A 14783-nucleotide genomic window follows, 5' to 3' on the forward strand; every position below is an offset into this window, starting at 1 on the left:
TGATAAAATAATAGCACTAATCTGGCTTGAATAATTATTAAAATTTTAATCTGAAAAATTTTCCAAAGATTACGTCATACTTTATTATAGAAAGGTTGTGTTCGATGAGACACACTGAACTGCCCGGAAAACAGGGCCTGTATGATCCCCAGTTCGAAAAAGATGCTTGCGGCATGGGATTTGTAGCCCATATTAAAGGCAAACCGTCCCATGATATTGTAAGTAACGCTTTAACAATGCTCTTTAACATGGAGCATCGGGGAGGACAAGGTAGCGAACCCAACTCTGGTGATGGAGCAGGTATCATGCTTCAAATTCCACACCGTTTCTTTGCAAGTGAAGCCCAGAAGCTAGACTTTTCATTGCCTGAACAAGGCCATTATGGCGTGGGTATGATCTTTTTGTCTCATAACGAAGAGGTTCGGGTTCAACATGAAGCTCTCTTAAGCAACATTATTGCCGAAGAAGGTCAGGAAGTACTCGGCTATCGTGATGTGCCTACCTATGATGAAATGCTTGGCAAGACAGCGAAAGCTGCTAAGCCTTTTGTGCGCCAAGTGTTTATCGGTCGCTCGACCTCGATTACGAACGAATTGTCTTTTGAGCGTAAACTTTATGTAATCCGCAAACGTGCAGAGCTTGCGATCCGCTACGGTGGTGTAGAAGAGGCTGAATCTTTCTATATACCAAGCTTGTCATGCCGTAAGATCGTATACAAAGGCATGCTGACTACAGAACAAGTCGGACAATTCTACCTGGATTTGCAGAACGAAGAGCTGGAATCAGCGATCGCGTTAGTTCACTCCCGTTTCAGTACGAATACCTTCCCAAGCTGGGAACGTGCGCATCCCTACCGCTTTATGATCCACAACGGTGAGATCAATACCTTGCGTGGTAATGTGAACTGGATGCATGCTCGCCAGTCGCTGTTCAAGAGTGAAGTGTTCGGCGAAGATCTGAGCAAGATCAAACCTGTTATTAACCCGGATGGATCGGACACTGCAATGTTCGATAATACCTTTGAGTTTCTTTACTTGAGCGGACGCTCCTTGCCACAGGTAGCCATGATGATGGTCCCTGAACCATGGAGCAATCATGATAAGATGGACGCCGACAAGAAAGCTTTTTACGAATACCACAGCACTTTGATGGAGCCGTGGGATGGGCCTGCTGCAATGGGCTTTACCGATGGCGTGCAAATCGGCGCTATTCTGGACCGTAACGGCTTGCGGCCTGCTCGTTATTATGTAACTAAGGACGACATGATTATTCTATCCTCCGAAGCGGGTGTACTGGACATTCCAGCAGAGGACATCTTATATAAAGATCGCCTGAAGCCTGGACGCATGCTGCTCGTGGATACGAAGGAAGGCCGCATTATCTCCGATGAGGAAGTCAAATCGGCTATCGCCACTGAGAAGCCTTACCAACAATGGCTAGATGAGCATTTGATTAGTCTCGAAGAGCTTCCGGATGCGCCTGAACTGCCAAATCCTAAGCATGACAATGTGCAGCAGCTGCAGCAGGCATTTGGCTATACTTTTGAAGACTTGCGTAAGGTACTTGAGCCAATGGCATCTACTGGCGCTGAAGCTATCGGTTCCATGGGTTATGATGCACCGCTCGCCGTACTTTCGGACCGTCCGCAGCGTCTATATAACTATTTCAAACAAATGTTTGCTCAGGTAACGAATCCACCAATCGATGCTATTCGTGAAGAGCTGGTTACCTCCACAACGACTACTATTGGACCAGAGCGTAATCTGCTTAAACCAGAACCAGAAAGCTGTCGCCATATCTCGCTGCACACACCAATCCTTTCGAATGAAGATTTTGCTAAGATTCGTCATGTTCGTCGTGCGGGCTTCAAATCAATGTCCATTCCAATTCTTTTCCCAGCTGAGCTAGGGGCAGAAGGAATGCGCATTGCACTTGAGCGTATGAATGAGGCTGCTGATCGTGTTATGGCTAAAGGGCATAACATTCTGATTCTGACTGACCGAGGTGTGGACAGTGAGAATGCTGCGATTCCAGCTCTACTTGCGGTATCCAGTTTGCATCACCATCTGATCCGTCAAGGTACACGGACAAAAGTTAGTATTTTGCTGGAATCCGGTGAACCTCGTGAAGTCCATCACTATGCGCTTCTACTCGGTTATGGTGTGAGTGCAGTAAATCCGTACCTGGCATTTGAAAGCTTGGATGATATGATCGGCCAAGGCTTACTGCGGGGAATCTCGCATGAGAAGGCTGTTAAGAACTATATTAAAGCTGCGACTAAGAGCGTAGTTAAGATTCTTTCCAAAATGGGGATTTCGACTATTCAATCCTACCGGGGTGCGCAAATCTTTGAAGCTGTAGGTCTGAACTCTGAATTCGTGGATCGTTACTTTACTTGGACACCTTCCCGCATTGGCGGTATCGGTCTTGAGGAAGTAGCAGCCGAGGCACTTATCCATCATAACCGTGCTTTCACAGAGAAAGATGGAAATGATAAAGTGCTTGATTCCGGTGGTGATTATCAATGGCGTAACGATGGGGAAGAGCATCTGTTCAACCCACAGACCATTCATCTGCTTCAGCACTCCGTGCGTAGTGGAGATTATAAGATGTACAAGAAATATGCTGAACTTGTTCAAGGTGAAAGTGAGAAGCATCTGACGCTTCGTTCCTTATTGCAGTTCAAGTCAGCTTATGAACCGATTCCATTAGAAGAAGTAGAACCAGTAGAGTCTATTATGAAACGGTTTAAGACTGGTGCGATGTCCTTTGGTTCCATTAGTAAGGAAGCACATGAGACACTTGCCATTGCGATGAACCGGATCGGTGGTAAGAGTAATACCGGTGAGGGTGGAGAAGATCCGGCCCGCTATATCCCGGATAGCAATGGCGATTCCCGTCGCAGTGCGATTAAACAGGTAGCCTCCGGACGTTTTGGAGTTACCTCGAACTACCTTGTTAACGCTGATGAGATCCAGATTAAGATGGCTCAGGGTGCTAAACCAGGGGAAGGCGGACAGCTACCAGGACGTAAAGTTTATCCTTGGGTGGCTGAAGTGCGTGGCTCAACAGCTGGTGTGGGCTTGATCTCACCTCCACCGCATCATGATATTTATTCTATCGAGGATTTGGCAGAGCTGATCTACGATCTGAAGAATGCAAATCCACGTGCAAACATTAATGTTAAGCTCGTATCTGAAGTCGGAGTAGGTACGATTGCTGCTGGCGTAGCCAAAGGGCGTGCCGATATTATCCTGGTTAGCGGTTATGACGGGGGTACAGGTGCATCACCGATGAACTCCATCCGTCATGCAGGTCTTCCATGGGAGCTTGGCTTGGCCGAAACGCATCAGACATTGATGCTGAACAATCTGCGTGACCGCGTTGTACTGGAAACAGACGGAAAAATGCTTAGCGGCCGCGATCTAGCTGTAGCTGTATTACTGGGTGCTGAAGAGTATGGTTTCGCCACAGCTCCGCTAGTATCTGTGGGCTGTATCATGATGCGTGTCTGCCAAATGGATACTTGTCCGGTTGGTGTAGCGACACAGAATCCAGATCTTCGTAAGAACTTTACTGGTGATCCGCAGCATGTAGTTAACTTTATGACCTTTGTGGCGCAGGATCTACGCGAAATTATGGCGAGTCTTGGCTTCCGTACGATTGAAGAGATGGTAGGCCGTACAGATTGCCTAGACGCTGTTCAGGCTTCGCAGCATTGGAAGAAGAAGGGCGTAGATTTGAGCAGTCTGCTGCATACACCGGAAATGCCAGAGGGAAGCACACGCTTCTGCAGTAAACGTCAGAATCATGGTCTGGATGAGACGCTTGATGTCTCCAAACTGCTGGATCTGGCAGCACCTGCACTGGAGTCTGGTACGGCTGTAGAAGCATCGCTACCCATTACGAACGTTAATCGTGCCGTTGGAACCATTCTTGGTAGCGAGCTGACACGTAAATACGGGGCAGCCGGCTTGCCTGATGATACAATTCGTCTTCATTTCACTGGTTCTGCTGGTCAAAGCTTGGGAGCATTCGTGCCTAAGGGGATCACGCTTATGGTGGAAGGAGATTCCAATGACTACGTTGGTAAAGGACTGTCGGGTGGTAAGATTATTATCAAGCCATCTCCAAAAGCTACCTTTGCTGCTGAGGACAATATCATTATCGGAAATACTGCATTCTACGGAGCAACAGGTGGAGAAGCTTATATCAGCGGTATCGCTGGTGAACGCTTTGCCGTCCGTAACTCTGGAGCGAAGGTTGTTGTAGAAGGCGTGGGCGACCACGGCTGTGAATACATGACTGGAGGTCGTGTGGTTGTTCTTGGTGAAACAGGCCGTAACTTTGCGGCAGGGATGTCTGGTGGTATCGCTTATGTCTATGACCCAGATAGATCCTTCATCGGCCGCTGCAATCTCGAAATGGTACTGCTCGAGAGAGTGGAAGAGCTAGAAGAGATCGAAGAGTTACGCGAGCTGATTAGCCGTCATGTAGAGCTTACAGGCAGTGAGGCGGGAGCGCGGGTACTGGATCAGTGGGCAGATAGCTTGCCGAAGTTTGTTCGTGTCATTCCGAAGGATTACAAACGGATGATGGAGCAGATTCGCAAAGTAGAACAAACTGGGTTGACCGGAGAAGCTGCTTTGATGGCTGCATTTGAAGCGAATATGCGCGAGCTTGCACGCGTAGGTGGCTAAATAGCTGCAGCTGAAATAACGGAATATTGAATGAAGTGATATGAGGGACTTGGACACTTCCGTTTGCGGGAGACCAGGTCCTTTTTGTTCAAATAGAATCGGAACTTCGGTTTAAAGTAGGTTAAACTGTTTCTTTTTTGTAATTTTCTGAAAAAAGCTGTATGGTAAACTTGTTTGTAAATGAAAGGAAGTGATACTGTGTCAAATACAGAAATTTTGTCGGAGCCTGTTGCACGCCTGCAGGGAGTTACCAAGAAAATAGGCTCTAAGACGATAGTAAGCAATTTAACGTTGGACATCCCACCGGGTCAAATATTCGGTTTTTTGGGACCAAACGGTGCAGGGAAGACGACTACAATACGGATGATGGTTGGGTTAATCTCCATGAGCAGTGGGGATGTCCTGATTAGTGGTCATAGTATTAAAAGTAATTTTAAAGAGGCTATCTCGAGTGTTGGGGCTATTGTAGAAAATCCTGAAATGTACAAGTTCCTGTCCGGGTATCAGAATCTCAGACATTTTGCACGGATGGTACCGGGGGTCGAGAAGCAACGGATTGATGAGGTTGTGGAGCTGGTCGGACTTGGTCAAAGAATTCATGACAAAGTGAAAACTTATTCACTAGGTATGCGTCAGAGGCTTGGAGTGGCGCAGGCGCTTCTAAACCGGCCGAAGCTGCTGATCCTAGATGAGCCAACCAATGGGCTTGATCCACAAGGCATACGTGAGCTTCGTGACTATTTACGCCGTCTATGTCATGAAGAAGGAACAACTGTATTTGTCTCCAGCCATTTACTTTCCGAGATGGAGCTTATGTGTGACAGTGTAGCCATTATTCAGAATGGACAACTGCTCGAGGTAAAACAGTTAAAAGATGTAGGCAATACTGCAATGCCAATCGGAGAAACCTTGTATGAGGTTGACGATGCTGAAGCTGCACTTACTCTTATTGGATTTGGAGTAGTAAAAAGTGGGGGACTTGTAGTTGAGGCGGAGCGTGAGGCGATTGCTGAGATTAATGCCAGACTAGTGGCAGGTGGGATTAAAGTGTACAGTATCAAAGCAATTGCCCGTACGCTAGAGGATCAATTCTTAGAGGTTACAGGAGGTGAAGGAATTGAGTAATTTTACAGCTCTCATACATAATGAGAACATCAAAATATATAGCCGTGTCCGCACATGGATTATGCTGATTATTCTTGCAGTATTTAGTGCGTTTCTTCCTGCTATGATGTATTACACAGCGGGTGGCTCTTCATCGCTAATGGGAACTTGGGACAGCTTCCAAATGGTAGTGAGTGTTGTATTCTTTCTGAATACGATCTTCATTGTTGTTGTGGCTGCTGACTCCGTAGCGGGCGAATTTACCTGGGGAACCATCAAAATGCTTCTGATTCGCCCGTGGAGTCGTTCCCAGATCTTGCTCTCAAAATACATTAGCATTGTTTTATTTAGCTTTCTTTGTACGGCAGTATTGATTGTTTTTGGTCTAGCTTCATCGTTGATTTTTGCCTCTCCAACTGGAAATATGCCATCTTCGATTGCGGCTTGGAGCCCTGCTGAATATTCCTTTATGGATCTCCTATGCCGCTACATCACTCTTTTCTTGACGGTTACGCTTGCTTTCATGATATCCACGGTATTCCGCGCAAGTGGACTGGCTATTGGATTATCCATGTTTATCATGTTTGCCCAAGGTATTTTCGCTGCTTTGCTTAATCCAGATGTGTTCGAATGGGCTAAATATTTAATTTTCACTCATATGGATCTAAGCGTCTATCTAGGGTCTGATATTGGCCCAGGTGGTGCTACACTTGGCTTCTCCATTGCTGTGCTAGCGGCGTATTATATCGTATTCTTAGCTGTTTCCTGGTTTGTTTTCCGTAAAAGGGACGTTGCTGGATAAAAATGGGTTTAACCGGCTTCAAGTGTTCCTTCTACTTTGGAGGAGCGTTTAGCTGCCTTGTCCTTTTTCATATTACTTTTGGGCTCACCTGCTTTTTCAGAGGTGGGCTGTTCTTGCATGGCAATGGAACCATTAAGCAGGCTGCCTTCCATAATACTGAGTGATCCTGCCGAAATATTACCGTGTAGCTCTCCAGTGCCAGTCATTATGAGTCTGCGATCTGCGGTAACATCTCCATATACTTTACCAGCGATAACGATCTCTTCTGCTCTAATACTGGAGCGCACTGTACCTTCCTCACCTACAGTGACTACACCACTGCATATAATTTCACCGCTAAAGGTACCTTCAATCCGCAGGTTCGTATCACAATGCACCTTACCCTCCAGAGTACCCCCATGCCCGATCAGAGAGTCAGTAGACTTGAAAGGGACGCGCTGCTGCCGCTTGTTCCACATGTACATACTCCTCCTATTCTAAAATTGAACTTTTCCTTATAAGGACGCCGAAGGCGGTTATGCTTAGGGTTTGACATAATTCAATGGGTTCACAGTTTTGTTCTGCTTCACTACCTGAAAATGAAGATGAGGTCCTGTGCTTCGTCCGGTATTTCCAAGTAAGCCAATTTTCTGCCCTTTGTTAACCTTGTCTCCTGCAGATACAATCATTCCCTTCAGATGCATATACCAAGTTTCAAGCCCGTTCGAATGCTTAATCACAATATACTTGCCTCTCGCGCCCATTTGCTCAGCGGTAACGACCTCACCATCCAAGGCGGCATATACAGGATCGCCTGAGTTCCCCGCAATATCGACACCGGAATGGAACGCAGATGAGCCCTTGAATGGGTCTGATCGGTAGCCGAAGCTTGAGGAGATGACCCTGGAATCGGTAGGCCAGAGGGACACTGCATTAAGTCTAGCTTTTTCAGCCTTAATCTTTTTTGCCTCTAGATTTGCTTGGACGTTATTCACATGCTCTGCCTGAGTGATCGTCTGAGAAATACTTTTCACCATCTCATCGAGTATCCCATGGATCTCTTCGAAGTCGTCTTTTGCTTCCTCCACCAGATTTAGCGATTCGTTTTGATAAGCAGCGATATATTCTCCGCCTACCTGTGGTGTGATTGTACCTTTAAAGGATGTCTCATTAGGTATTGGCAAAGCGTTACGGCTTGATAAGCCTAATGTTGAATTTGAAGCGGTAGATCCTGTTTTTGATTCATTTGTTTCTGTGGCGGAGCCTTTGCTTTTGTTAATCAATGACTGCAACTCCTGTTCCAGCGCATTTACACTCTTCAGCTTGTCTTTAATACTATCTGCCTCTTCTGATAGCTCGCTGACTTGATTACGAAGCTGCATTAGATCCTTATCCTTGTCGGCGACCTTCATTTCCATGCGGAGATTGGTTAGTGATAGTGCGGCTGCCTCAGCTTCCAGTTGTGAGATCGACTGCGAGGCATGGAAATGCATAGAGGTGACCAGACTGGAGAGGGAAAGTGCTGCCGCTGCCGGCAGGGCGAACGCAAGTGGCTTGGATATCTGGAGTTGTTTGACTGGGCGTCCGGCATCCCTTACGACGAGCAGCGTAATCCGGTTATGATCTTGCTGACTCTTCATGGCTTCTCCTTTCCGCGGCATTTGGCAGCCGCCTTACGATACCCGAAGCTAACGACCGTACTTCCATTAGGCTCATCCCGAATTGTCTTACTACTCTATGTATTCCATATCTTTCGGGAACATGACAACGGTTTGTTTGAATAAAGAAAGAGAGTTACGGCAAAACCTGTACTAGAGTCGTCGCAGCGAGTCTATTGCAACTGTTTTATTAATGGAGGGGGTAGGGAATTGAAGACCTTTGCGATAATTCTAAGTCTTTTTATTATACAGATCGCAGTAATTGTATTTATGGAGTTCCGTCGCCCGCAAAGGGCTATGGCGTGGTTGTTCATTTCATTCTGTTGTCCACCGCTTGGTCTTGCATTCTATTATTTTCTGGGTCGTGATTATAGACAGAATCGAAAAATAAACAAAAGATGTACTTCACTCTTCCGTGAAATTCGTTCGTATGTCTCTGGCAAAATTAAGGTAGTAAAGAATGTTACTGAGAGTGGAAATGCTCAGTTTGAGAATAATAAAGGTCTATTGGATTTGCTCTCGAAGATCTCAGAAGGACCGATTACTGGCCACAACAAGAGCAGGGTATTATCAACCGCGAGAGAAGCGTATGATGCTATGCTGGGAGCTATGGAAGAAGCGAAAGAACATATACACCTGGAATTCTATATTTATCGTGATGATGAGATTGGTGAGCAATTTCAAGATGTTATGATTCGGAAGGCGCGTCAGGGAGTTAAGGTGCGCTTGCTTTGTGATGGTCTGGGTAGCCATCACTTAAGCCGCAGATTCATCCGTGCCTTGAAAAATGCGGGAGTAGAGTTCCACTTTTTTTTACCTCCGATTAGTTCTCTATTGGACCGTCGTTTTAATTTCCGAAATCATCGGAAGATCCTGGTGGTGGATGGATTGATTGGTTTCACGGGTGGAATGAATATAGGGGATGATTATTTGGGAAAGGACCTCAAAATGGGATACTGGCGTGATACCCATCTGCGTCTCGAAGGAGACTCTGTATATTATATTCAGTATGTCTTCTTAAAGGATTGGAGACTGGCCTCTGGTGAAAGCATGAGTCATCCTCGTCTGTTCCCAAAACATGCTTGTGAGGAGCAAGAAGCCGTGCAGATTGTTGCAAGTGGCCCGGATGCTGCAATAGATGCCTCTCAGGAGATGTATTTTGCCGCCTTATGCGCAGCTAAACATCGGATTTGGATTACTTCTCCGTATTTTATTCCTGATCCTGCAATCTGCAGGGCTTTGAAGAGTGCAGTACTTCGTGGTGTGGATGTAAGAATTATCATTCCGGCGAAGCCTGATAATATACTTGTCTATCATGCTTCTTTGTCTTATTTGGAAAATTTACAAGATGCAGGAGTGAAATTCTACCGCTATACCAAAGGATTTATGCATGCCAAAATCATGATTGTCGATGATCTGTTGGCTACGGTGGGAAGTGCAAATCTGGATATGCGCAGCTTTTATTCTAACTTTGAATTGACTGCTGTGCTGCTTCATCCTGATGCTATATCTCCACTAGTCACAGGGTTTGAGAAGGATCAAAAGCACAGTGAATATATTGATCCTGTAAAGTTTAAGGAGAGAGGGAGAGTTGTCAAACTCGGTGAAGGGCTGTGTCAGTTGTTATCTCCGCTATTATGACCGGAAAGAGGACTAAATCTGAATTTTTCGAAGGATATAACGTGTTCTATTCATTATTAGGGCTTATTTTATGATATAATAATTGTATAAGAAGAAATGTAAGAAAGTATAGATTATAATTATACTTCCGAATGTTTCAAAACTATACTGTTAAATTGTAGGGGGAGTTCTATGAATGTGAGTCCACAAATGATTGCCAAAGAGGAACAGAACAAACTGCAAAAGACCGGAACACATAAAATGGCTAAGTTCGCGCAGCGAATGATCATGTTATCCATAGGGGCAGCAATGATGGCTGTTGCACTTGAGATATTCCTCGTACCAAATCAAATGATTGATGGTGGAATTACCGGTATCTCCATTATTTTATCATATCTGTTCGACATTCCTCTGGGAATTTTATTGACGCTGTTAAATCTTCCGTTCCTGTTAATTGGTTATAAGCAAATCGGTAAGACCTTTGCCTTATCTACCTTATATGCAATCGTACTTATGTCTATTGGTACTTCCTTGTTGCATCATGTGAATGCCTTTACGGTTGAGCCCATGCTTGCTGCCGTGTTTGGAGGTATCATTCTTGGTGTAGGTGTAGGGTTAGTTGTACGTTTTGGAGGATCTCTAGACGGTACAGAAATTGTAGCGATTCTAGTAGCCAAGAAGCTTCCCTTCTCTGTAGGTGAAGTTGTTATGTTCTTCAATCTGTTCATCTTATCCGGAGCTGGATTTGTGTACGGTTGGAATAATGCGATGTTCTCACTAATTGCTTATTACATTGCATTCAAGGTGATTGACATTACACTTGAGGGTTTAGATCAATCGAAATCAGTATGGATTATTAGTGATAATTTCCGTGATATCGGTGAAGCCCTGACGGAGCGTCTTGGACGCGGTGTTACTTATTTAGATGGAGAAGGTGGGTTTTCCGGGGAGAATAAGAAAGTGATCTTCGTGGTTATTACCCGTTTGGAAGAAGCCAAGCTTAAATCCATTGTTGAGGATTGGGATTCTGGTGCATTCATCGCAATAGGTAACATTCATGATGTTAAAGGTGGCCGTTTCAAGAAGAAAGCAATTCATTAGTTTAAATTATAAGGAAGTATAAGTTTCACGCTATACTTTATCCTTATAATTCTCGCATAAACGCTTACTGTCCTAAAAAGGACGCCGCAGGCGTTTTAGCTTGGCGCTTTAGTATTATTAACTGAAAGAAGGTATTTTTACGAATAATGGAGCAATAAATACGGTGAACAAGACTCGATGTGCCGTATTCTTAACTTATATACCTTCTGTCCTTGAGTGGGACGCCAAATAAGCTCGTAGCATGAAGTTGATGCTGCGGGCTTATTGCTGTTTTAATACCTTATTATTCATGGCATTCCACCTCTATGGGAGCTTAGCGATGAGCTGTTCGACGGGCTGTGGAGGCACTTTTTCCAGAAGATCTCCCATACGTTGCAGTCGTTCCTCGATATTGAGCAGATGAAAATTAGAGGGAGATACATTTTGCTGAACCTCTTCCCAGAGCAAAGGCGTGGATACTGTAGCAAACGGACGCGCGCGTGGTGTGTAAGGAGCAGCTAAAGTTTTACCACTATAATGCTGGAGGTAGTCAAAATAAATTTTATCTCCACGATTCTTCTTCAGACGTTCCAATGTGAATAAATCGGGGTGCTTCTCGGTGACATAACGGCCGACAAAGTGCCCAATTTTTCGCAGTCCATCAAAAGTAACGCCAGACTCGATAGGAACAATGATCTGCACCCCGGTGGCACCGGAGGTTTTGGGTACAGACAACAATCCAAGGGAGGATAAGACCGTTCCTACGATCGCAGTTGCTTCCATGATACGGGGTTCAACTTCACGTGACGGATCGAGATCAATCATCCATTCACAAGGCAGATCGCTACCTACATAATGCAGAGAAGGGTGGAATTCCAAGGCAGCGAGATTACCCAGCCAGATCAGCTCGGGTAAGCCTTGCAGCATGATGTAGTTAATATTCTCATATTTTGCGGTCTGGACAAAGGAAGGTAGAGGATCAGGAGCATTTTTCTGATAAAAGGACATTCCGGAAATCCCATGAGGATAACGGATGACCATAAGCAGCCGATCTCGGCAATAGCGCATCAGGTAGGGGGAGAGTGCGGCGAGCTTTTGCAGATAAATTCGCTTCGTAATCCCACATTCAGGCCATAGCAGCTTGTCCGGATTGGTGATGATTAACTCTTGGCCGTCTACAGTAATTGTGCCTTTGATGGCTGCTGGCATCCTGAACTTCCTCTCTGTTATAGGAATGGGGATTTTTGCTCCATAGTGCATAACTGTGGTGGAAGATCCACTCTAGCCTGAGTGACAGGTTGACGTAGAGTACCAGAGGTATTCCATTCCAGAAAATGTACCTTGAAGACGAGTTCTGGTTTGATCCAAAAAGCACCCTTCCCTCGCTGAGGAAAAGCTGCAAATGGCATTCTGTCTATATTTAGACTGTGCACCAGTGCGGTTAAGTCTCGCTTATCCTGAACAGTTAGTTTGCCCGGACCGGCATGTCCGATATAATGCAAATTCTCATTGTCGTCATATAGACCAAGTAGCAGTGCATTGACGATACCGTCACGAAACGTTACACCCCCGGCTACTGCCGTAATATCAGAAATGATTTTGCGTTTCTGCCAGCGCTTATCTTTTCCACCGGGAGCATAAGTACTGTATATGTCCTTGCAGACGATCCCCTCCAAGTTCTGGTTCTGAGCGGCAACGAACAATTCTGCGGGATCGGTATAACTTGGTACGGCCTGAACATGTGGATGCGGCAGCAGTATATCGCTCAGGAGTTGCTGCCGCGAGGATAATGGCTGGTCCATCGTCGACTGGCCATTATACAACAGAATATCAAAAATCATATAAATGACGGGAACCTGATGCCTAACGACTGCAATTGTGGAGCTGTTCTTTAAGCTGTCCCGTCGCATGACCTCGTGAAATGAGGGCTTGCCGTTCTTAAGCGCAATGATCTCACCATCTAGAATAACGGAATCAGCCTTGCAATATGCGGCGACATCAGTAAGTTCAGGATATTGCCTTGTGCGGTAATTTCTGCGTCTGTTGATAAGCTCACTGGAGTTCCCGTCGTAATAGGACAGCATGCGTACGCCATCCCATTTAATCTGGGCGATCCACTGGTTACCTGCTGGAAGCTGCTCAGCTAGTATGGGTTCAAAAGGAATAATGGGCTGAAGCTTCATCAGCAGTGCCTCCTAAGATACGGTTGTTTTACTTTTCGGGCTGCGGCGTTTCGGTTTTGGCGCGATGACTGGAATCGGTCCTGTCACTTCGTTTAGCTGCTCCGCAGGTTCGGGTGTGGCTGCTTTGGTTTTAGGAGACTTTCTCTTGGTAGCAGAAGCCGCTTTGGACTTGGTCTTTGCGGTGCCGCTTAATGAAGGACCTGGATCTGTAGGGATATGCTGTACCGCCTGAATACTAGCCTGCAGCGCAGCCATAAGATCGATTACATTGCTTTCCTGTTTCGTAGGCGCAACATGAAATTCTTCGCCTGCAATTTTGTGCGAGATCAGATCAAGCATACGCTGGCGATAATCGTCGGTATATTTTGCCGGATCAAAAGGAGTGGATAGCTGTGAAATTAGCAGTTTAGCCATATCCAGCTCTTTATCGTTCACCACTCCTGCTTCGGGGAGACCGGGAACTTGCGAGATCGGCCGCACCTCATCAGGATAAAAAATGGTCTCAATAGCGAGGCAATCCTCCAGCACACGAATAGCGGCAAGACTGCTTTTGGAACGAATCGAAATTTTGGCGATACCAATTTTACCAGTTTGCCTCATGGCTTCCATCAGAAGCCGATAAGCATTTGTGCCTGCCTGATCCGGGGATAAGTAGTAGGTTTTTTGAAAATAAATCGGATCGATCTCCGTCAGGTCCACAAAGTCGAGAATGGTAATGCTTTTGCTGCTTTCGTCGGTTAATTGATCCAATTCTTCTTTTTCGAAGAGAACAAATTTCCCTTTTTCATACTCATAACCCTTGCCGATCTCTTCCCAAGCCACCTCTTTGTCACACACCGGACATTTACGTACATACGACAGTGGACTGCCACATTCCTTATGGATATACCGCAGAGAAATATCCTTATCCTCCGTAGCGGAGAACATTTTTACTGGAACATGCACTAGTCCGAAGCTAATGGCTCCTTTCCAAACGGTATGCATGAGAAACGCCTCCTGATATTAGTTTAGCTGCATTGGGTTAGTATGAGACACGAGAAGCTTTTCTAGCCGAATGCATTTTTTGTGAAGCATGGGAAAATATAAAGTCAGGCTTGTGAAGCTGAGGAGGAGAATACTAGTCATGGAACCGCGTGGAAACGAGTGGAGCGATGCGCTGAGCGAGCAGGATATTCCAGCGACAGTTGTGGATTGGGACAGCATTATTGCTCCACCGGAGGCTAGGCAGGTATCCGATTCAGAGAAGCTGGATGCGGAACGAACCCTCGAAGACACGTCACCCCTAGAATCGTGAACTTTAGGGAAAATAAAGGAGGAGAACAGTTGTGGATGTCAAACGAGCACAGGATATTTATGCTTCTAAAGAGACAGTGAGTGTACATTTGGATGGAGAACCCGTATGGATTGAGCGTGTGGATGCAGAGAACGGAATGGCTACGGTGCAAGTAGGCTCTCGACCAACCAATACGCATACGGTAGGCGTCGAACGGTTAGAGGAGCAAGATCATTAACGAGGGCTTAGTCGAAGAGTTGAGATAAGCTAAATCACAGTTTTATAAAAGAGATCTCTGTATGCTTAATTTTGCGTAGAGGTCTCTTTTTCTATTGTGGGCATAGTGGCATGGAAGATTGAATAGGGACAGTTGTTGCGGTGGAT

At 45.6% G+C, this 14783-nt stretch carries 12 protein-coding genes; 7 read left to right on the forward strand and 5 right to left on the reverse strand.

Going from position 1 to position 14783, the window contains the following annotated elements:
- Positions 1 to 104 precede the first annotated feature (104 nt).
- From gltB to MHH52_RS04955, 3 genes are all read left to right on the forward strand, one after another.
- Complete coding sequence (gltB, locus tag MHH52_RS04945; RefSeq protein WP_340007008.1) at positions 105 to 4700, forward strand: glutamate synthase large subunit; 4596 nt, start codon at positions 105 to 107, stop codon at positions 4698 to 4700.
- Positions 4701 to 4913: 213 nt separating this feature from the next.
- The gene (locus MHH52_RS04950) at positions 4914 to 5825 is read left to right on the forward strand and encodes an ABC transporter ATP-binding protein (protein ID WP_340009494.1); all 912 of its coding nucleotides are present in this window, start codon (positions 4914 to 4916) and stop codon (positions 5823 to 5825) included.
- Entirely contained in the window at positions 5818 to 6606 is a 789-nt protein-coding gene (locus MHH52_RS04955) for an ABC transporter permease (RefSeq protein ID WP_340007010.1), read from the forward strand. Before MHH52_RS04950 ends, MHH52_RS04955 begins: the two co-directional genes overlap by 8 nt.
- Before the next feature lie 8 nt (positions 6607 to 6614).
- Here MHH52_RS04955 and MHH52_RS04960 read toward each other — a convergent pair whose 3' ends face one another.
- A complete protein-coding gene (locus MHH52_RS04960) occupies positions 6615 to 7064 on the reverse strand; it encodes a polymer-forming cytoskeletal protein (RefSeq protein ID WP_340007012.1) in 450 nt (149 codons plus the stop codon).
- A gap of 63 nt (positions 7065 to 7127) precedes the next feature.
- Positions 7128 to 8246, reverse strand: a complete 1119-nt coding sequence (locus MHH52_RS04965) for a peptidoglycan DD-metalloendopeptidase family protein (protein ID WP_340007014.1) — start codon at positions 8244 to 8246, stop codon at positions 7128 to 7130.
- Between the two features lie 207 nt (positions 8247 to 8453).
- On the opposite strand from MHH52_RS04965, the gene cls reads away from it, so the two are divergent.
- On the forward strand, positions 8454 to 9884 hold the full coding sequence (gene cls, locus MHH52_RS04970) for a cardiolipin synthase (protein ID WP_340007016.1): 1431 nt from the start codon (positions 8454 to 8456) through the stop codon (positions 9882 to 9884).
- A gap of 240 nt (positions 9885 to 10124) precedes the next feature.
- The gene (locus tag MHH52_RS04975; RefSeq protein WP_313638432.1) at positions 10125 to 10964 is read left to right on the forward strand and encodes a YitT family protein; all 840 of its coding nucleotides are present in this window, start codon (positions 10125 to 10127) and stop codon (positions 10962 to 10964) included.
- A 303-nt stretch (positions 10965 to 11267) separates the two neighbouring features.
- On the opposite strand, the gene ligD is transcribed toward MHH52_RS04975, so the two are convergent.
- The 3 genes from ligD to MHH52_RS04990 are packed head-to-tail and all read right to left on the reverse strand — an operon-like array spanning position 11268 to position 14110.
- Positions 11268 to 12152: a non-homologous end-joining DNA ligase gene (gene ligD / locus MHH52_RS04980; protein WP_340007017.1), complete on the reverse strand. Its 885-nt coding sequence runs from the start codon at positions 12150 to 12152 to the stop codon at positions 11268 to 11270.
- A 17-nt stretch (positions 12153 to 12169) separates the two neighbouring features.
- Positions 12170 to 13126: a DNA ligase gene (locus MHH52_RS04985; RefSeq protein WP_340007019.1), complete on the reverse strand. Its 957-nt coding sequence runs from the start codon at positions 13124 to 13126 to the stop codon at positions 12170 to 12172.
- Positions 13127 to 13138: 12 nt separating this feature from the next.
- A complete protein-coding gene (locus tag MHH52_RS04990) occupies positions 13139 to 14110 on the reverse strand; it encodes a Ku protein (RefSeq protein ID WP_340007021.1) in 972 nt (323 codons plus the stop codon).
- A gap of 139 nt (positions 14111 to 14249) precedes the next feature.
- Here MHH52_RS04990 and MHH52_RS04995 point away from each other — a divergent pair, with 139 nt between their 5' ends.
- Together MHH52_RS04995 and MHH52_RS05000 are read left to right on the forward strand one after the other, a co-directional pair.
- Entirely contained in the window at positions 14250 to 14420 is a 171-nt protein-coding gene (locus MHH52_RS04995; protein ID WP_313638408.1) for a hypothetical protein, read from the forward strand.
- 31 nt (positions 14421 to 14451) lie between these two features.
- On the forward strand, positions 14452 to 14637 hold the full coding sequence (locus tag MHH52_RS05000) for an H-type small acid-soluble spore protein (protein ID WP_313638407.1): 186 nt from the start codon (positions 14452 to 14454) through the stop codon (positions 14635 to 14637).
- The last annotated feature ends 146 nt before the right edge of the window (positions 14638 to 14783 follow it).

Source organism: Paenibacillus sp. FSL K6-0276 (genome assembly GCF_037977235.1).
Taxonomy (GTDB): Bacteria; Bacillota; Bacilli; order Paenibacillales; family Paenibacillaceae; genus Paenibacillus_AQ.